Annotated in this window: 19 protein-coding genes; 12 read left to right on the top strand and 7 right to left on the bottom strand. The window is 60.8% G+C overall.

Annotation, left to right across the window (positions count from 1 at the left end; genetic code table 11):
* Positions 1-133: 133 nt before the first annotated feature.
* Genes CI603_RS00405 through CI603_RS00395 form a run of 3 tightly spaced genes read left to right on the top strand, consistent with a single transcriptional unit; the run spans position 134 to position 3,155 of the window.
* The gene (locus CI603_RS00405; RefSeq protein ID WP_121912589.1) at positions 134-952 is read left to right on the top strand and encodes a (Fe-S)-binding protein; all 819 of its coding nucleotides are present in this window, start codon (positions 134-136) and stop codon (positions 950-952) included.
* Positions 949-2,454 carry a LutB/LldF family L-lactate oxidation iron-sulfur protein gene (locus tag CI603_RS00400; protein WP_121912588.1) on the top strand — a complete coding sequence of 502 codons (1,506 nt, stop codon included), beginning with the start codon at positions 949-951 and terminating at the stop codon, positions 2,452-2,454. The genes CI603_RS00405 and CI603_RS00400 overlap by 4 nt, the downstream gene beginning before the upstream one ends.
* Entirely contained in the window at positions 2,451-3,155 is a 705-nt protein-coding gene (locus CI603_RS00395; protein ID WP_121912587.1) for a lactate utilization protein C, read from the top strand. Before CI603_RS00400 ends, CI603_RS00395 begins: the two co-directional genes overlap by 4 nt.
* Before the next feature lie 103 nt (positions 3,156-3,258).
* Here CI603_RS00395 and rimM read toward each other — a convergent pair whose 3' ends face one another.
* The 5 genes from rimM to ffh form a co-directional block, all read right to left on the bottom strand.
* Entirely contained in the window at positions 3,259-3,864 is a 606-nt protein-coding gene (gene rimM, locus CI603_RS00390) for a ribosome maturation factor RimM (RefSeq protein ID WP_121912586.1), read from the bottom strand.
* Positions 3,861-4,094 (bottom strand): RNA-binding protein, encoded by a 234-nt coding sequence (locus CI603_RS00385; RefSeq protein WP_015021362.1) that lies wholly within the window; start codon positions 4,092-4,094, stop codon positions 3,861-3,863. The genes rimM and CI603_RS00385 overlap by 4 nt, the downstream gene beginning before the upstream one ends.
* Positions 4,095-4,129: 35 nt before the next feature.
* Entirely contained in the window at positions 4,130-4,588 is a 459-nt protein-coding gene (rpsP, locus tag CI603_RS00380; RefSeq protein WP_046322448.1) for a 30S ribosomal protein S16, read from the bottom strand.
* Positions 4,589-4,759: 171 nt separating this feature from the next.
* A complete protein-coding gene (locus CI603_RS00375; protein WP_121912585.1) occupies positions 4,760-5,722 on the bottom strand; it encodes an endonuclease/exonuclease/phosphatase family protein in 963 nt (320 codons plus the stop codon).
* Between the two features lie 30 nt (positions 5,723-5,752).
* Positions 5,753-7,369, bottom strand: a complete 1,617-nt coding sequence (gene ffh, locus CI603_RS00370) for a signal recognition particle protein (protein ID WP_121912584.1) — start codon at positions 7,367-7,369, stop codon at positions 5,753-5,755.
* 279 nt (positions 7,370-7,648) lie between these two features.
* On the opposite strand from ffh, the gene CI603_RS00365 reads away from it, so the two are divergent.
* The 8 genes from CI603_RS00365 to CI603_RS00330 all read left to right on the top strand — a co-directional run bounded on the left by CI603_RS00365 (position 7,649) and on the right by CI603_RS00330 (position 15,987).
* Positions 7,649-8,953 (top strand): ABC transporter substrate-binding protein, encoded by a 1,305-nt coding sequence (locus tag CI603_RS00365; RefSeq protein WP_259465425.1) that lies wholly within the window; start codon positions 7,649-7,651, stop codon positions 8,951-8,953.
* Positions 8,950-9,876: a carbohydrate ABC transporter permease gene (locus CI603_RS00360; RefSeq protein WP_259465424.1), complete on the top strand. Its 927-nt coding sequence runs from the start codon at positions 8,950-8,952 to the stop codon at positions 9,874-9,876. The genes CI603_RS00365 and CI603_RS00360 overlap by 4 nt, the downstream gene beginning before the upstream one ends.
* A 1-nt stretch (position 9,877) precedes the next feature.
* Positions 9,878-10,822 (top strand): carbohydrate ABC transporter permease, encoded by a 945-nt coding sequence (locus tag CI603_RS00355; RefSeq protein ID WP_259465423.1) that lies wholly within the window; start codon positions 9,878-9,880, stop codon positions 10,820-10,822.
* Between the two features lie 19 nt (positions 10,823-10,841).
* Positions 10,842-11,297, top strand: a complete 456-nt coding sequence (locus tag CI603_RS00350; RefSeq protein ID WP_121912583.1) for a hypothetical protein — start codon at positions 10,842-10,844, stop codon at positions 11,295-11,297.
* 286 nt (positions 11,298-11,583) lie between these two features.
* On the top strand, positions 11,584-12,894 hold the full coding sequence (locus tag CI603_RS00345; protein ID WP_121912582.1) for an ABC transporter substrate-binding protein: 1,311 nt from the start codon (positions 11,584-11,586) through the stop codon (positions 12,892-12,894).
* A 31-nt stretch (positions 12,895-12,925) separates the two neighbouring features.
* The gene (locus CI603_RS00340; RefSeq protein WP_024627639.1) at positions 12,926-13,861 is read left to right on the top strand and encodes a carbohydrate ABC transporter permease; all 936 of its coding nucleotides are present in this window, start codon (positions 12,926-12,928) and stop codon (positions 13,859-13,861) included.
* A gap of 20 nt (positions 13,862-13,881) precedes the next feature.
* Entirely contained in the window at positions 13,882-14,763 is an 882-nt protein-coding gene (locus CI603_RS00335; protein ID WP_046322455.1) for a carbohydrate ABC transporter permease, read from the top strand.
* A gap of 99 nt (positions 14,764-14,862) precedes the next feature.
* Positions 14,863-15,987 (top strand): glycoside hydrolase family 172 protein, encoded by a 1,125-nt coding sequence (locus CI603_RS00330; RefSeq protein WP_259465430.1) that lies wholly within the window; start codon positions 14,863-14,865, stop codon positions 15,985-15,987.
* 24 nt (positions 15,988-16,011) lie between these two features.
* Here the strand turns inward: CI603_RS00330 and CI603_RS00325 are convergent, their stop codons facing one another.
* Together CI603_RS00325 and cysS are read right to left on the bottom strand one after the other, a co-directional pair.
* Positions 16,012-17,022: a LacI family DNA-binding transcriptional regulator gene (locus CI603_RS00325; protein ID WP_121912580.1), complete on the bottom strand. Its 1,011-nt coding sequence runs from the start codon at positions 17,020-17,022 to the stop codon at positions 16,012-16,014.
* A 4-nt stretch (positions 17,023-17,026) separates the two neighbouring features.
* Positions 17,027-18,604 carry a cysteine--tRNA ligase gene (cysS, locus tag CI603_RS00320; protein WP_121912579.1) on the bottom strand — a complete coding sequence of 526 codons (1,578 nt, stop codon included), beginning with the start codon at positions 18,602-18,604 and terminating at the stop codon, positions 17,027-17,029.
* 91 nt (positions 18,605-18,695) lie between these two features.
* Here cysS and CI603_RS00315 point away from each other — a divergent pair, with 91 nt between their 5' ends.
* Positions 18,696-19,421, top strand: coding sequence for a type 1 glutamine amidotransferase (locus tag CI603_RS00315; protein WP_121912578.1), 726 nt, complete (start codon positions 18,696-18,698; stop codon positions 19,419-19,421).

Here is a 19,421-nt window from a genome sequence, read left to right as displayed (position 1 = left end):
CGATGACCGCATGAGCGTGGTGGTCGCAAGGCAGCGATGTGTTGGAAGGATTAGGGGTTCAGGTGATGTTGGGTTTCTCCGCAATCCAGAGATGGTTCGGACCTGGCGTGCAAGGTTGTAAAGAGGTGCGGTAATGAAAGTAGTTATATTCTCCACCTGCGTGGTGGACCTCATGTTTCCGAACGTGGGGAAGGCCATGGTGGAGGTGTTGGAGCGGTTCGGCTGCGACACCTATCTTCCCAAGGAGCAGATCTGCTGCGCCCAACCCACCTTCAACAGCGGGTATGTCAAGGAGAGCATGCAGGTCATGCGCAATGAGGTCGATGCCCTGCTGAGCGTGGATGCCGACTATATCGTGGGTCCGGCAGGCTCCTGCGTGAATATGCTCAAGGAGCTGCCCTTCCATTTGCGGGCCGACCCGGTCTATGCAGCCAAAGCCCAGATCATGGCCGACAAGACCTATGAGTTCTCGCAGTTCCTCTATCGGGTGCTGGGTGTGCTGGATGCCGGCGCCGAACTCGATGCTGTGGCCACCTACCACCGCTCCTGCCACATGACCCGGCTGCTGGGGGAGCGGACCAGCCCCTTCGTCCTGCTGGACCATGTCAAGGGACTGACCATGGTTCCCCTGCCCCACATTGAGAACTGCTGCGGGTTCGGCGGCATGTTCTCCATGAAGGAGCCTGAGATCTCCAAGCAGATGGTGGACGAGAAGGTGAACGACGTGCTCAGCACCAAGGCCAGCGTTCTCATTTCCTGCGATCCGGGCTGTCTGATGAACATCGGCGGTCGCTTCAACCGGCGCGGCGAGAAGATCACCATCATGCACCTGGCTGAGGTGCTCAATCACAACGTGGATATGCGTCGCGTCAAGTATGTGGAAGGCCGCTCTGCTGGCGATGGGGCAGCGGGTTCCGTCAGAGCTGCCAAGGAGGAGGGGGCTCTGGTATGAGCAGCATGGTCAATGGCAAGAAGGCCGCGCAATATCTGCGGACCAGCAAGGCTCCCTTCCTGACCAGGGTCAAAGAATCGGAGCAGGACAAATTCGCCCAACAGGCCGTGGCCAAGGCCCAGGATGCACAGTGGGTCAAGCGGGAGGCCGCCCGTCAGGAACTGGGCAACTGGGAACAGTGGCGCGACCTTGGCGAGCAGATTCGTCAGCATGTCATCCGCTACCTGCCTGACTACCTGGAGGAGTTCGCCGACAACGTGGAGAAGCGCGGCGGCCATGTCTTCTTCGCTCAGACCGACGATGAGGCTGCCCAGTACATCAAGCAGATCGCCATCGAAAAGAAGGCCAAGCACGTCGTCAAGAGCAAGTCCATGGTGACCAGCGAGATCAACCTGGATCCCACGCTGATGACTGTGCCCGGTCTGGAAGTGCTTGAGACCGACCTGGCTGAGTTCATCCTGGAGGAGGATGATTGGGACCAGCCCACGCATCTGGTCTTCCCCGCCCTGCACAAGAACCGCGAACAGGTTCGGCAGGTTTTCGAGAAGAAGCTGGGTTACAAGGGCGACAACGACCCTCAGCACATGGCTCGGTTCTCCCGCAAGGTTCTGCGCAAGCACTTCCTCGAGGCCGACATGGGCATCACCGGTTGCAACTTCGCCGTGGCCGACACGGGCATGATCAACCTGGTGACCAACGAGGGCAACGCCGACCTGGCCATGTGCATCCCCAAGACCCAGGTGGTGGTCATGGGCATGGAGCGTCTGGTGCCGACCATGAAAGAGGCCGAGACCATGGACAACATGCTGGCCCGGTCCGCTGTCGGCCAGAAGCTGACCTCCTACCTGACCTACACTGCGCCGCGCACCGGTCAGGAGTCGGACGGACCGGACGATTTCTATGTGGTCATTCTGGACAACGGCCGCTCAAACGCTCTGGGAACGGTCTTCGAGCCCATCCTTCAGTGCATCCGCTGTGCCTCCTGCCTGAACGTCTGCCCCATTTACCGGCACATCGGCGGTCATGGCTACGGATCCATCTATCCGGGCCCTGTTGGCTCGGTGCTCTCGCCGGTGCTGGACGGCGGCTATGACGACTTCGGAGACCTGCCCTACGCCTGCAGTCTGTGTGCGGCATGCACAGCCACCTGTCCGGTCAAGATCCCCCTGCATCAGCTCATGATTGAACACAGGAGGATCATGATGGATGACCAGTCCAAGGCCAATCTGATCGATGACACGGTCATGAGGGTCATGGGCTTGGGAACCGGCCACTCCTCGCTCTTCCGCACTGCCCTGGGTGTAGACCACACCATGCTGACGCCCATATCCAAGAAGCAGCCGGAGACGGCCAAGAACCTCTTCGCCAGTGATCGGCATGTGGAATGGATGCCCTTCGTCTTCGGCGGATGGACCAAGGTGCGTGATCTGCCGGATCCGCCCAAGCACGGGGAGAACTTCCGCAGTTGGTTCGCTCATCACAAGAAGGAGCAGCAGGCATGACCGATCGTGAGGTATTCCTGGATTACCTGGCCAAGAAGAGCGGTCGTCCCCGTCACCAGCTCAAGGATCATCCTCTGGTGCCGGTCAACGATTTGCCTGAGACCACCCTGTCGGGTCATACCCAGGACGAGCTCTTGGAGATCGCCCGGAAGAGCAGCGAGGCCGTCCATGTGGACTTCCGCACCTGCATCAAGGCTGAGCTGCCCACTGCCCTGGATGAATTCATTGATTCACGCAAGGACGACAGCGACCATGTGATGCTGCCCACTTCCGACCTGTTCGCAGACTTCGGACTGGAGGAGTGGAGGGACAGCCTGAACCCGCCCGCCACTTTCTGGAAGCCGGGGGCCAGCCGCGAGGAGAACATCAAGACCGCCGACGAGTCTGGAACGGCCATCGCCTTTGCGGACTTCCTCCTGGCCGAGTCTGGCACCATCACAGTGGCTACCACTCCTGGTCAGGGTCGTGCCTTCCACTTCCTGCCGGTGCACTATCTGAGCATCATTCGCAAGTCGAAGATTCTGCCCCGAACCCGGCAGGCCATGGACTACTATGACCCAGCCCTGGTCTCAGGCGAGCTCAAGACCTCCAACATCAACTTCATCACCGGTCCCTCCAACACGGGCGATATCGAGATGGTGATCGTGGTGGGCGTGCATGGCCCTCTGGATATGACATATCTGGTGGTTGAAGACATGTAGCTGTGCAACATTTCCTGCTATACAGGCGCATTTCCCATAAGTGGGGGTCAGCGGCACGAAAAAGGGCGCTGACCCCCACTTGCGGTTTTGCTCAAAGACGGATTCAACCCAGGCCAGGCAGAAGCCCCCCAGGTGGATCGATGGACACGTATCCGTTTTCAATGTCAACCTGGGGTACCAGGGCTTCGACGAAGGGTATCAGCCCCTCCGTTTCCTCGTCGTTTTCTGCGGTGGTCATGTGGATCTGCAGCTGCTGCTGGGCTACACCATCCAGTACATCGCTGACTTGGCCGACCACTCGTCCGGACGGTTCACCCAGTGAGTTGCCCGGGGCCATACGAACCTCGAGTCCAATCAGATCCTCGGGATACCAAGCATCCTCCTGCGCCAGCTCCTCGGCTGGATCAGCCTGGACATACAGTTCGATGCCATTCAACGCTTCGGAGGCATTCCTGTCTTCCACTCCTTTGAAGAGGACGATCCAACGCTGTTTGAAGCGGCGGGAGGAAACCACCGTGAAAAACTGTCCGTCCTTGGTCTGCAACTGGGAGCCGGGGGCGAAGCGCCGCTCAGGCTCGTCGGTGTAGACATATACGTTGACCTCGCCCTTGAGTCCCTGGGCGCGGCCGATACGGCAGACCCTCAGCAACCTTCGCTGCTGAGGGTCCGGACCCTGCGGGTCGTGATTGGTGGACCGGCTGGGGCTCACCGGCGCACGTCCATGATGTCGACGCGCACCTTGTGGTCGGCCAGGGCCTGGATCACGGTGCGGATGGCGTTGGCGGTCCTGCCGCCCCTGCCAATCACGCGGCCGATGTCCTCGGGGTTGACACGCACCCGCAACAACTCTCCGCGAGAGTTCTCGTGGGACTTGACCGACACGTCATCGGGAAAGTCCACGATGTTCCTGATCAGGTGCTCAACGGCCTGTGCAAGCATGATAGCCGGTCCTTCCAATCCTTGGTGAATGTGCCTTACTCAGCTGCCTGCTCGGCCTGGGCGGCATCCGCCGACTCATCGGCCTTGGGGGCTTCCTTCTCTGCCTGAGCCTTGGCCTTGGCATCAGCCTCGGACTTGGCGGCCTTGAGCTTCTGAGCTTCGTTCTGTGCCTGCTCGATGCGGGCCTGGGCGTCGACCTCGGCCTGCGGCACCTTAAGGGTGCCTTCCTTGCCGGGCAGATCCTTGAACTTCTGCCAGTCACCGGTGATCTTCAGGAGGTTGAAGACAGGGTCGCTGGGCTGAGCGCCTACGCCCAGCCAGTACTGGGCGCGCTCGGAGTCGATCTTGATTGAAGAGGGCTGGGTGTTGGGATCGTAGGTGCCGATCTCCTCAATGACCTTGCCATCGCGCTTCTTGCGGGAATCGACCACGACCACGCGGTAGAAGGGGTAGAACTTCTTGCCCATTCTCTTCAGACGAATTCTGGTTGCCAAAACGGCTCTCCTTGGTACTTGGTGTGCCCGGCGGCGTCTCCATGTGGGGCATGGTGGCGCTCCTGGCGTGTTCCTCACGGCCGTCGGAATGAGAGGGCTCCTCCGGACATGAATAACAACAAAAGTATACCTCACCCTTGGGATATGGCGGGTGGTGAGCCTGTATGGTGTTCAGAGCTGACGCGGCAGAGTCAGACGGGCCACTAGAGCTCGATGGTCGCTGCCTGGAATTCGGAGGGCACGCATGGATTGTGGGACCAGGTTGCCGTCCGTCAGAATATGGTCGATTTCAATCAACGAGGGTAGCGCGCTTGCCGAGGGGAAAGTCGGGTGGCTGCCGGCTTTCAAGTGCAAAGAAGCGTCATGCAGCCCGGACTTGGCTAGCATAGCCCGGAAGGTCGGATGCTGCAGGGTGGCGTTGCAATCGCCCATGACGATGGTGGGCGCGTGCGGATGGGTCAGCCTGGCCAGGGCGGCGATGCCCGTGCCCCACTGTCTGGCGCCTCGTTGGGGTGATTTGGGATGGACGCTGGCCACTCGGATCGGTCCAGAGCTGGTCTTGAGCTCGACCAGGGGTACTGCAGCCGCCGGAAGGTTCAGGGCCGACGGGGAGGCTTTGACGGGTTGATGGGCCGAGAAGATAACGTTGTAGCCGCCGTTGTCGTCAGGGTTCGCAGTCCCCTGTGTCAGATAGGGCAGGAGCTGATTCAGGCCTGCAGCCTGAAGTGATTCCAGCAGCTTTCCCTTTACCTCTTGCAGGGCCAGAACCTCTACTCCGTAGGCGCGCACGCAACGTACGATTTCCTCAGGATCGGCCCTGCCGAAGCGGCAGTTCAGAGTCATGACGCTCAGCCGATGGCCAGAAGATGATTGACTGGTCCGGTCTGCTGGAGGTAGTCGGTAGCGCAGGCGCTGGCAGCTGACCAGAGTAAGTTCAATCAGCGCCAGCAGGCATTGGGGCCATGCGCCTGCGACGACCGTCCATATCAACATGACCAACAGAGGAGCGGTCAGCAGGTCGATCAGAGCAATCAGCTCTACCAGAGGGCGGTGCCGGTCAGCTCCGGCTGGCAGGAAGCGCAGTGCCATCCACAAGGCGATGAGCCCCAGGAGAATCCAGAGAAGGGTGTTCACGTGCCATTGTCTCCTGCAGGAGGAAGGGGGTTATCGGCCGCCGAAGAGACCGCCCAGTCCGCCTCCCAGGTTGGGGGGCAGGTCCGGCAGGCCCTCGGGCATCTGCGGAGTCTCGGGGCGCTTGGCGAAGGCGGAGCCGCCGGAGGATTTGCCCTTGCCGGAGAGGCGCTCGCGTAAAGCCCTCTCTTCGGCCTCCCGCTTCATGGGATTGCCTGAGCGGGAACCCTTGCGGCCCTTCTTGCCCTTTTTGCCCTTCTTGCCGCTGCCAGCGCCCATGCCGCCCATGCCGGGGATCGAGCGGCTGCCATTGGTCATCCGCTTCATCATCTTGGCAGCCTGCTCGAACCGTTGCAGCAGGCCGTTGACCGCCGAGACCGTAGTGCCGGCGCCATAGGCGATCCGGGCCCGTCGTGAGCCGTCGATGATGCTGGGGTTGCGTCGTTCCTGGGGAGTCATCGACTGGATGATGGCCTGGGTCCGGTCCACCTCCTTTTCATCGAACTGCTCAAGCTCCTTGCGATGCTGGGCCATGCCTGGGATCATACCCAGGATGCTCTTGAAGGAACCCAGCTTGCGAACCTGCTGGAGCTGCTCCAGAAAGTCGTCCAGGCCGAAGCTGCCCTCGGACATCTTCCCGGCGGCCTTGCGGGCCTCCTCCTCGTCGAACTGGCGTTGGGCCTGCTCGATCAGGGTCAGGATGTCGCCCATGTCCAGAATCCGGGAGGCCATCCGGTCAGGGTGGAAGACCTCGAAGTCCTTGAGACCCTCGCCGTTGGAGTCGAAGAGGATGGGCTTGCCGGTCACCGAGGCCACCGACAGAGCCGCACCGCCGCGGGCATCGCCATCCAGCTTGGACAGCACCACACCGGTGAAGTCCACGCCCTGGTCGAAGGCCTTGGCTGTGGCGACCGCGTCCTGGCCGATCATGGCATCGATGACGAAGAGGATCTCATCGGGGTGGACGGCATCGCGGATATTACGGGCCTGCTCCATCAGCTCCTGATCCACGCCCAGTCGACCGGCCGTATCAATAATGACCACGTCGTAGAGCTTGTCCTTGGCCACCCTGATCGAGTCGGCCGCGACCTTGACGGGATCGCCTGTGACCTGCCCCGGGGCCGCCAGCTCGGATCCTTCGGTCTGCACGCCTGGCTCGGGTGCGTATACCGGTACTTCGGCGCGCTCGCCAACTACCTGGAGCTGGGTGACTGCGTTTGGCCGCTGCAGGTCGGCCGCCACAAGAAGGGGAGTGTGCCCGGCATCCTTGAGCCAGTAGCCCAGCTTGCCGGCCAGTGTGGTCTTGCCCGCACCCTGCAGGCCGGCCAGCATAATGACTGTGGGCGGATTCTTGGCGAAATTAAGCGGTCGATCCACTCCCGCGCCCAGGATACTGGTCAGTTCGTCGTAGACGATGGAGACCACCTGCTGGGCCGGGTTCAGAGCCTTGGAGACCTCCTCGCCCAAGGCGCGTTCCCGGATGCGTCCGGTGAAGGAGCGCACCACATCCAGGGAGACATCGGCATCCAGAAGGGCGCGGCGGATCTCGCGGATTGTGCCGTCGATGTCGGCCTCGGTCAGCTTCCCCTTGGAGCGCAGATGGGTGAAGGCCTGGGAGAGCCGATCGGTCAAAGATGAAAATGCTGCCATAATGTCCCAAGTCTACCTGTCAGCCGGGAGATTGGCTCTGGTTTCAGCAATGCCTGTGCCCAAGACCTGCCTGGCTGGTTCTGATATGGAACGACGATTTTGTTCATTAGAGAAGGCGTGTTACCCTGAATTTGCAACGTTGCAAATCAACATGAACCGGTCGGTCCGGCTCGCAGGGTGTTGATGTTTGATGCCCGGGGGCCGACGGGCTCTGAAGAAACGATGCAGGGTTGCCGGCATACGGGTGTGCCGGTCCCATCGAGAGGAGCAAAAGGGATCGTGAGTGTCTTCAAGGAAGAAAGACACGGGGGAGGTGGAACCCACATGCCCCTATTTGCGCGACGTTGGCTCAGGCTGTTGCTGAGCCTGGCGGCCATATGCGGCATGGTGGTCTCGACCGCAGGCTGTGGCGGCGGCGATCAATCCGCCAAGGAGATCTACTTCTGGAATGGTTTGACCGGCGATGACGGTCCGGCCATGCAGAAAATCATCAAGGCCTTCAATGCACAGAGCCCCGAGTATAAGGTGGTCTTCCAGCCTATGAACGGCGGAGATCTGACCACCAAGATCTACAGCGTCATGCAGACCGGGAAGAACATCCCCGATCTGGTCATCAACGATTCGTTCTCCACTTCGGTTCTGCAGAGCCAGGGGTTGCTCAACCCCTCGTCGGTGTGGACCAAGTACCACCCGGAGCTCAAGGAGTCGAACTTCCTGCCGCAGGCCTGGCAGAACACCGTCGTCAAGGGCAAGTCCTATGGCATCCCCCTGTACATGTTCCAGATGGCCATCTATTACAACAAGGATCTGATCCACAAGTACGGCCTGGACTATATCCTGGACGACCGGCTGGTCACCACCGATGAGATCGCCTCCATGAAGGGCAAGCTGCCCAAGGACGTCTATGGACTCTGCCTGGGCAACCTGCCCTGGGCCATGATGTCCCTGCTCTACAGCACCGGAAGCAACATCGAGGATGGCGTCAAGGACATGACCGGTCCGGGCTGGCGCAAGCCGCTCAAGGCACTGCGCGACCTCAACGACCAGGGCATGCTCTCGCCCATCGACAGCGACGGTGAGCAGGTCTTCGCCTCTGGGCATGCGGTCTTCGGCATGCTGGGCACCTGGGCGCAGGGCAACATGTCCTCCACCCTGGGCAAGGACAAGGTTGGCGAGATCAACACCCTCCAGTACGGTACCGAGCATCCTTCCAACTTCCTGTACCAGCAGAACTGGCTCCAGCTCAAGGACAAGAACCGGCCCGAGGCCAAGGTCAAAGCGGCCGCCGACTTTGTGGACTTCGTCTACAGGAATTGGATGATGTGGTCGGACGTAGGGTCCATCTCTCCGGCCTACCGTGACCTGAACAACCCGGAATACCAGAAGCTCATCCAGGCCTCCTTCACCAATGACAAGCGTGAACGGCAGTGGATCAAGACCTCCAACTACATCTATGGCGGCTATGCCACAGCCGGGTGGGGATCCTTCATGGACATCGTCTATCGGAACATCTCCCTGGAGGAAGGTCTGAAGACGCTTGATCTGATGACCCAGGGCCAGATCCAGATTCAGGAGCAATCATGAGCGCACACGGTACAACCGCAGTCATGGATGAACGGGGCAAGCGTCGTCCACTGGGACAGAAGTCCTTCTGGCACGCCTTCCCCTACATCGCCCCGCACATGGTGGTCTTCGCCATCTTCGGTGTCATCCCGATCTTCTTCGGCATCTACCTGGCTTTCACCAGGTGGAACCTGGTCGGTTCACCCACCTGGGTCGGCCTGGGCAACTTCAAGCTGATCTTCGACAAGTCCACCTACTTCTACTCCATCTTCTGGAGGGACATGTGGCACACGATCATCTTCGTGCTGATCAGCGTGCCCCTGACCATCGTCGTCCCCCTGCTGCTGGCCTGCGCCTTGCAGACCAAGCACCTGAAGGGAGTGGGGCTCTTCCAGGCCATCTTCTATGTGCCCGGTCTGATCTCCGTGGCGGCAGGCGCCCTGGTCTGGCGGCTGGTCTTCAACTCCCAGTTCGGCCTGCTCAATACCACTTTCCGGTGGGACATCAATTGGCTGGGCAAGCAGCCCTGGGCCTGGATCGCCATCTTCGTCCTCAGTCTCTGGGGAGGCATCGGTGGCAACCTGATCATTTATCGGTCGGCCCTGTCCGGGGTAAGCCAGGATCTGTACGAGGCGGCCTCGGTGGACGGGGCCGGACCCATCCGGCAGTTCTTCAGCATCACCCTGCCGGCCATCAAGCTGCCGCTCTTCTATACGACCATCATGACCACGGGTGGTGCCTTCAATGTCTGGGGTCAGCCTCAAATGCTGACCGGCGGCGGTCCTGCCTATACTTCGCAGGTGCTGCTGATGGACATCAGGAACCTGGCCTTCCCGCAGGGGCCTTCGGCCGCTGGCATGGCCTCGGCAATGGCCCTGCTGCTGGGGATCATCCTCATGCTGATCTCCCTGGTCCAGATATTCTTCATGAATAAGGAGGACTGACATGAGTTCGGCAACCCTTGATATGGCATCCCTGGGCAAGGGGCTCAAGGCTCCTGGCCCCAGCGCAGCGGTTCCCGGCGGCGAGAACGTGCCCGAAAACCACCACAAGGTGCTCAAGCCTTCGCTGGTGGCCATCTATGCGGTGCTGATCGTCCTGGCTGTGGTCTGGATCATTCCTGTGGTCTATACCATCACGACATCGTTCAAGTCACCCCAGGAGTTCCTGAAGAACGCCTACAACTTCCTGCCTGCGCACTGGGTCACCGTCAACTATCTGACCCTGCTGCAGGCCTCGGCCTCCTACCCTGTCTTCAACTGGCTGGGCAACTCGCTGGTCATCTCGCTGTCCCATGGCATCCTGGCGGTCTGCGTGGTGGCTCTGGCCGGGTACGGCTACTCCCGAATCAACTTCAAGGGCAGGGACACGCTCTTCTTCGTCCTCCTGCTCATCTCGATGTTTCCGGGTGTGGTCAACATGATTCCCACATACCGCATCGTGGCCACCTTCGGCTGGATCAACTCATACTGGTCCTGCATCATCCCCGGCTTGGGGAACGTGGCGAATATCTTCCTGGTGCGCAACTTCATGAAGGGGATCCCCAAGGAGATCGACGAGGCTGCCGAGATTGACGGCGCCGGCGATTTCCGCATCTTCCGCAGCATCATGCTGCCTTCCATCCGACCAATCCTGATCGTGATCTTCCTGTTCGCCTTCACTGGAGCATGGAACGACTTCCTCTGGCCCACCCTGGTCTTCAACGACATCAAGAAGACCCCGGTCACGGCCGGCCTACAGCTGCTGGGCAATCAGATGATGCAATACAACCAGATGGGCACGCTTTGCGCGGCCACCTGCCTGGCCATCATTCCCACCCTGCTGCTCTTCGTGTTCGCCCAGCGCTACTTCCTGCAGTCGCTGAACATCACCTCGGGCCTCAAGGGCTGAATCAGGGAAGGCGGCAACAATGGCAAAGGAAAACCGTAGCAATCATCTGGCGGGCAAGGACGTAGCGAGCAGAAGGACCGAGAAGATCATCCTCCTGGTTGCGGCAGCCATCAACGTGATCATGGCCTCGGTAACCATGTTCATCTACTCGCCCTGGTTCAAGGACGAGGGCTATGCCATCCTTGGCCGTGCCGGACGTCTGGCCGACGACATGGCCACAGTCAACGGCGCGGCCACCGTGGCCCAATCCTACGGTTTTCTACTGCTCATTCTTGGGGCGGTTTCCTTCATCGTGGCTCTGCGGGCCATGCGGCCCTCGACGATTATTCGGGGGGTGCAGTACTGGATGATCTTCTGCATGGTCTTTTCCTTGGTCACAGCGGATTGGCTTTCGCTGATTGCTTACGGCCTGGCCTTCGTCACCTATGTGGCCAGAAACAAGACCATCCGCCGGATCTCGTCGAGTCGAAGGTGACCAGCCCCGGGGGTATGCGGCGCCCCTGACCGCTGCACTTCCAATCCCTTCCCCTTGTCCGAAACCATCGGGCAAGGGGGAGGGATTTTTGATTTTGGGCAATCTTCTTCTGCGTGCCTTGTTGACATGACCCATGGCCGGCTTCTATACTGAGTCGAAACGATTCGACATCTCGGGTGCATCGACGGAGATGGTCAGTGCCCTGCAATCCGCCCGAAGTCGAAACCTTTCGACACGTTGAATCGCAGTAGATGGATGCAAGGATGCAAGGAAGTTAGGAGCCATCATGAAGATCAGAAGAGGGATCGGAGCGGCCTTGGCCTTGGCCATGTCGATCCTGCCGCTGGCGGCCTGCGGATCGGGGGGCGATGCTCCCCAGGAAGCCCATCCGTCCAGCATCAAAATCTGGTACTACGAGGAGCCCAGCAGCGGTCAGGCCCGGGGTTGGCTGAAAGCTGCAGATATCTTTACCCGCCAGACCGGCATCAAGGTGGATTTCGAGGTCAAGTCTTTCACTCAGATTGCCCAGAACGGCAGCCAGTTCCTTAATTCGGACGACGCCCCGGACGTCATGGAGTCCAATCGTGGCAACGGCTCGGCTGGGGTTCTGTCCACCCTGCAGCTGCTGACCGACCTCAAGCCCTATGTGCAGAAGTACGGCTGGGACAAGAAGGTGCGCGGCCAGGCAGCAGCAGTGGGCAAGTACGACAAGCGCGGCGTCATGGACGGGAATACCTGGTACGGGGTTTCCTCCTACGCGGAGATGCAGCGCGTCTACTACAACAAGGACCTTTTTGATAAGTACAAGATCCCCATCCCGCAAACCTTTGACCAGTTCGTGGCAGCCCTCAAGGCCTTCAAGAGCCACGGGGTCACGCCCATAGCGGCCGATGCCCAGGAATACGGGGTGCTTTGGCTCTGGTGGCAGCTGGCCATGACCAAGGCCGATGCCCGATTCGTCGATGATTGGCAGCTCTACAAGCATCCAGTCAACTGGCGCAGCAAGCCACTGACCTTCGCCACCAATACCATCCGTGACTGGATCGACAAGGGATACATCTCCAAGAACGCCACCGGCATGAAGGCCGAAGACACGACCACGGCATTCATCAAGGGGACCTATCCCATCTACCAGACCGGCACCTGGAACCAGACCCGCTTCATCGAGCAGGTGAAGGCCTTCGACTGGACGGCATCCATCTTCCCAGGGGCCAAGATGGTCGAGGGCTGCGCGGGTAATCTGCTGGTCATCCCGCAGAAATCCCGGCGCAAGGATGCCGCAGCCCGTTATATCAACGTGGTCCTGTCCAAGGAGGTTCAGAACTACATCGGCAACAAGGGCGGCGTGCCGGTGGCGGCCGATACGGACGCCATCACCAACCCCAAGAGCCGTGACCTGGTCAATGAATACACCAAAGCATCGGACGCCAGCCGGATGAGCTACTATCCCGACTACCCCGCGCCCAACCTGACCGACGCCATGCCGGCCGCCTTCCAGGAGCTGGTCAACGGTACCAAGAGCCCCGACCAGGTTCTGGACACTCTGCATAAGAACTACGACGACGGCGTCGCCCAGCTCGATCTGGATGACGACTGAGCTGCGTCAATCCGCCAAGGAGAGTACAAGCATGTCTGACACACATAGCAGGAAAAAGGCGCAGTCCCGAATCCCGGGCAGTGCGCCCTCGCGGTTCGTCCCTTATTTGATTCCCGGTCTGATAGGCATTGTGGCCATCGTCATCGTGCCCATCTTCTGGAACATCTACCTGAGCTTCACCCGCTGGAGGGGGGTGGGGCCGACCAAATGGGTGGGTCTGCGCAACTGGCGACGGCTCATGGGCGACTCGACCTTCTGGGTCTCCTTCGGGCACACCCTCTGGATCATCGTGGCCATCGTCATCATTCCCACGGTCCTGGGCCTACTGATCTCCTCGGCCCTGACTGACGTGATCCAGAAAAAGTTCGGCCCCCATACCTCCTCGACCCTGCGGGCCCTCTACTACCTGCCCCAGGTTCTGCCTGTGGCCGTGGCCACCATCATCATGGGCTGGATCTTCCGGCCTGAAGACGGTGCGGTCAACGACCTGTTGACCAAGATCGGCCTGGGCGGATTGGCCCACAACTGGCTGGGTTCGACTACAACGGCCCTGCCCATCCTCATGGTCATCCTGATCTGGATCCAGCTGGGCTATCCCATCGTCATCTTCATGTCCGGACTGCAGCGGGTGGATCCCGAGCTCTACGAGGCGGCCAGCCTGGACGGGGCCAACTGGTGGCAGAAGTTCCGCGTCATCACCCTGCCCTCCATCATTCCCGAGCTGCTGGTGGTCATCCTCACCTCCACCATCGGCGCTCTGAAGACCTTCGCTCCGGTCTATCTGCTGACCAAGGGCGGGCCCGGCACCTCCACCATGGTTCCCTCCTACTACTCCTACAACCAGTTCTTCCAGGTGCAGCAGGTGGGCTACGGCGCCGCCATCTCGACATCCCTGACCGTGGTCATCGTCATCTTCTCCATCGTCTTCACCATTGTGCAGAAGCGCGTGCAAAAGAGCATCGCCTGAGGAAGGCTAGGAAGCACATCATGAATAATCAAGCTACACTGCAAGCCGACGCCCGGGTGTCCTCCCGGCACGCCCGTAGAATCCGCACCTGGGGGAACTGGGCCGGTCTGATCCTGCTCATCGCGGGAGCTGTGATCATGCTCTTCCCCTTGCTGATCCTGGTCCTGAACGCCTTCAAGACCACGGCTGACTACAACGCCACGGGCCCCCTGTCGGTGCCCGCCCACTTCAGCATGGACGGCATCATCTCATTCTGGAACAAGAGCAATTTCCCGCTCAAACTGGGCAACTCCCTGCTGATTTCCCTGGTGGTTGCCGTGGTCGGGGTCCTGCTTTCGGTCCTCAACTCCTTCGCCCTGGGCATCGGCAGGGTCAAGGGCAACACGGTCATCCTCCTGTTCATCATGCTGGCCAACATGGTTCCCCAGGAGGCCCTGCTTTACCCGCTCTACGTCATGTTCAAGTGGATGGGCTTCTATAACTCCCAGTGGTCCATCATCATCATCTTCACCATCATCCAGAGCGCCTACGGCACCTACCTGCTCTCCTCGGTCTACGGGACCTTCCCCCAGGCCATCCTGGAGGCGGCCACCGTCGACGGGGCCTCGCGCTGGCAGATTCTGCGCAAGATCGTACTGCCGGTGTCCTGGTCGACCATCAGCGTCCTCTTCGTCTTCTTCTTCATCTGGACCTGGAATGAGTACATGATTCCCATGGCCTTCCTGATGAGCGAGAAGACGCAGACCATCCCGCTGGCCTTGGCCACCATGCAGGGGCAGCACACCATGGCCGCCACCGACCTGGCCTCCGCCTCCCTGCTCAGCATCATTCCCACCATCATCTTCTTCATCTTCTTCCAGAGGAAGCTCTCGCAGGGAATAGTGGCGGGCGCTGTCAAGTAACCGCCGCTGCACAAGTACACTGAACATGGCCGCCCGCTGCAAGAAGGCAGAGGAGGGGAACGGGCGGCCCGAATATGAAAGGCAATCACAACCATGGGTATGACCATGCCGAACATCACCAACGGTCTTGAGGCGCTGACCCGCCCATCCGCGGACCGCACCCGCTGCATCAACGCCGAGAACCCTCGGGGAGGCAAAGGCAGAGCGGCCATGACAGCCAGCAATCTCGGTCCATCCAGAAAGGGGACCCCCTGTCTCAAGAACATTCCTCCCGGGCAGGACATGGTTCTGGCCGACCTGTCCGGCGCGGGCGAGATCCGCCATATCTGGATGACCGTGACCGATGCCACCTCGCCCACCGGGCCCAACGTCCTGCGCAATCTGATCCTGGAATGCTACTGGGATGGCGAGCAGACACCCTCGGTTTGCGTGCCCTTGGGCGACTTCTTCTGCTGCGGTCACGCCCAGGCCTGCAGAGTGGAGTCCGTGCCTGTGGCCGTCTACCCGCGCCGGGGCTTCAACTGCTATTGGCCCATGCCCTTCCATGACGGGGCCCGGATTGTCCTGCGCAACCGGCACAACGAACCCATTGAGGCCTTCTTCTACCAGATCGACTATGTGGAGAAGGACGAGCTGCCCGAGGAGGTCATGACCTTCCATGCCCAGTGGCGCCGTCAGCGGGTCACCGAACTTGGCCAGGACTATGTGATCCTGGATGGGGTGCATGGCCGGGGCTCATACGTGGGCACCTATCTGGCTTTGACCGCTCTGGAGAGCCGCTGGTGGGGGGAAGGCGAGGTCAAGGTCTACCTGGACGGAGACAAGGACTATCCCACCTGGTGCTCCACGGGAAGCGAGGACTACTTCGGCGGTGCCTGGAGCTTTGCCGGGCAGGACCCGGATGGCCGGATGCACGAGGTCACCTATAGTGGGGCCTACATGGGATTTCCCTTCCACTCCAGGCGGTTGGACAACCGCGAATCCCAGTACTGGGATGCCGACACCCCGGTGACCAGGGGGTTCTACCGTTGGCACATCCCCGACCCGATTATTTTCAGCAGCGATATCAAGGTGACCTTGCAGCAGATAGGCGTGGACGAACAGGGCTACTTCGAACGTCAGGATGACTTGGCCAGTGTGGCTTACTGGTACCAGCAGGAGCCCCACCAGCCCTTCCCGCAAGATGTGCTGGAGACAGGGGAGCGGGACCGTCGTCCCCGTTGAGCGGCTCTGGGGGGTCTCCAGCTTCTATCGGCTGATGGAAGCTCGGTCGATTAACGTGGGTCGCTCCAGTTGAACCCGACCGGCCAGTGAGGCTCCCTCTTCTACAGCCTGGGTCAGCAGATCCGCAGCCTTGGCACACAGCGAGCGGGGGGTAAGCGGCATCTCAGAGATGCCTTGAAGTTCAAGAGTGGGGCTGGTCTTGCCTGCGGCGCAGGACAGAACAGCCACGTCATCGGGAATGCTTATGCCGTCTGAGCGCATGCGGACCACCACGGTGTCGAGCAGGGAGGGGCGGATCTGGCCTATCAGGCCATCAATGCGGTCATGATGGATGATGTTCAGCACCTGCTGGGTGTAGGCCAGATCGCTGCCGGTAGGTCCCGGTTCAAGTTGCAGATCCATGCCCAGACGGCTGGCCCAGGTCTTGAGACTGCGTAGCAGGATAAGGCGGAAGCCGGACCCGCGCCGGTATTCGCCCTCCAGATCCTCCAGAAAGAGCAGACGTTTGCGTCCCGCTTCGGCCATGGCTTCCACCGCCATACGACCCATCAGGTCGAAGTCCAGATCCACGCAGGCGCATGCTGTGTGCTGCCGAGGCAGCCCCAGTGCCACGCAGGGGCGTCCATACGAGGCGGCCTGGGTGGCGCGGATGTCATCGTCCACCAGATCCATCAGAACCACGCCGTCGGCCAGATTGCTACGAGTGACCCGCCGGATATCTTCGACGCCATTCTCGGCAGTTAACAATAGGGAGTCATAGCTACGGTCATGCTCGCAGCTGGCCATCTCGATGAAGTAGTCCGCATAGGAGGCCCGGTTCTGACCGGGTCGCAGCGGGGCGCTCAGAGCGACAATCTGATTGCGCTTGGCCCGCAGCATCCGGGCGCCTGCATCCGGGGCGTAGTCCAGTTCATCGGCGGCCTGCATGATCCGCCGGTAAGTTCCCGGAGAGACGGGACGCTTGCCGGAAAAGGCATAAGAGACTGTGCTGACCGAGACCCCGGCCCTTCTGGCGACATCGCGTATGTCGGACATGGGTTCAGCGGCTCAGGTCCCAGGTGCTGCCAGCTGGTGTATCTGCCACGGCCACACCAGCCGCCGTCAGCTGGTCCCGGATGGCATCGGCCCGGGCGAAGTCATGATCTTTACGCGCCTGATCGCGTTCCCGCAACTGCTGGCCTACCAAGGCATCCAAGGTGTTCATGGCCCGATTGTCACTGACGGCTGCGGCTCCTGCCCAGTGGGGATCAAGTGGATCAAGTCCGAAGACATCCAGCATGGCTCTGACCTGGAGCAGGGCATTAGCCAGCCACTTCCGATCCAGGGCAGCCGGGTCCGCATCCATGGTCGCGTTGGCTTGCCGAATCAGCGCATAGAGGGCAGCCAGGCCGCCAGAGACGTTGATGTCGTCATTCATGGCCTGCACAAAGTCTTCTGGCAGATCGTCCGCGTCCAGTCCAGTCACGCGGTCACGCTCGGGCTGTGCTCCCAGGATCCGACCGGCCCGGTCCACGAAGTTGCTGATGCGCTCGTAGGCGCCTTCGGCCTCCTGCAAGGATTGGTCTGACCATTCCAGCATGGACCGGTACTGCACCGAGACCAGAGCGTAGCGCACCACCCAGGCTGGGTGCTGGGACAACACCTGGTCCACGGACAGCCCGTTGCCCAGGGACTTGCTCATCTTCTCGCCCTTCTGGGTCACCCAGGCCGTGTGCATCCATCGATGGGCGAATCCCCAGCCAGCCGCGTGCGACTGGGCCATCTCGTTCTCGTGATGGGGGAATCGGAGGTCGAGACCACCTCCATGGATGTCGAAATCCGCACCCAGATAGCGGTGGCTCATGGCCGAGCATTCCAGATGCCAGCCTGGCCGACCTGTGCCGAAGGGGGTTTGCCAGCGGGCCGTGGGCGGATCGGTGGGTTTGGGTGCCTTCCAAAGTGCGAAGTCACGGGGGTCACGCTTGCCTGGCTCCTCCTCGGCATCGGTATTCTGCCCATCGGTGTCGATGCTGGGTCCCAGCCGGTCGTTGGCGGCGGCCTGCTCGTCGGCGGGCTGGGTACCGGTCTGCTGGTGGGTCAGGGCACCATACTCAGGCCAGGAGGCCACGTCGAAGTAGACGTTGCCTGATGGTCGGCCCTGCTCGTCGGGCACCACATAGGCGTGGCCGTGGTCGATGATGCGCTGGATCAGGTCGATCATCTCGGGGATGTGCCCGGTGGCCCTGGGCTCGTAAGTGGGCGGCAGGACTCCCATGGTCTCGTATGCATGGGTGAATTCACGCTCGTAGATGTAAGCCCGCTCCCACCAGCGCTGGCCGTTGGCCGCCGCCTTGGCCAGGATCTTGTCGTCAATGTCGGTCACGTTCCGGATCAGGGTCACCTGGTATCCCAGCCTGAGCAGCCAGCGTCGGATCACGTCGAAGGCCAGGGTGGTCCTGATATGGCCAATGTGGGGCGAGCTTTGTACCGTGGCTCCGCACACGTAGATGCCGACCTTGCCCGGTTCAATGGGGCTGAAGGGGGTCACCTGGTGATCAGCAGTGTCATACAGACGTAGACCAGCTGCGGCCAGGCTGACTGAAGCCTTGGAATCATGCGGTTGCGAACTCGTATCCATATCCTTGAGCCTACCAAGGCTTACTGACCGTCCAAGGGGAAATGCCGAGCCCGCAGACCCGGTCCGACGTCATGTGTGCAAGAATGGAATCATGGCGAAACCTAGGGTGCTGGTACTCCAGCATGTGGATTGGGAAAAGCCGGGTCGCATTCTCGACAATCTTCAGGAGTGCGGGCTGGACACCGAGATCACCAATATCGTGGATGAGAAGAAGCCCAAGCTGCCGCGCTCGCGTGAATTGGCGGGGCTGGTCATCATGGGCGGGCCCATGTCGGCCGATGACTACGCGCAACACCCCGGACTCAAGGCGGAGACCAAGCTGGCTAAGGCGGCGATGGCTGCCAACAAGCCCATTCTGGGAATCTGCCTGGGTCATCAGATTCTGGCGCGGGCCCTGGGAGGCACCCTGATGAAGGACCAGGATCCCGAATACGGCATGGGACCCATCCGCTGGGTGGGGCAGGACGACGACGTGGCCATGTGGAGCAAAAACACGGATGTGCTGCACTGGCATGCCGACCAGGTCACCCTGCCGCCGGGGGCCAAGCTGCTGGCCCGCTCCCAGGCCACCAAGGTTCAGGCTTTTCGGCTGGGGTCGGCCCTGGGTCTGCAGTTCCATCTGGAGGTGACGGCACCCATCTTCGAGGAGTGGATGCAGGTGCCCAGCATGGTCGGCACGATCAAGAAGTCCAAGATCGCTAAAATGCGCGACGAATTTATCAAAGGGATGCCGCAGATGCAGCCTCTGGCCGACGCAATCTTCTCCGCCTTTGCGGCCCGGTGCTCGACCCAGGCCGCTCAGCTGGCTGCCGCCTGA

Source organism: Bifidobacterium sp. wkB338 (assembly GCF_003688325.1).
Taxonomy (GTDB): Bacteria; Actinomycetota; Actinomycetes; order Actinomycetales; family Bifidobacteriaceae; genus Bombiscardovia; species Bombiscardovia polysaccharolytica.
This window is presented reverse-complemented; position numbering and strand designations above follow the sequence as displayed.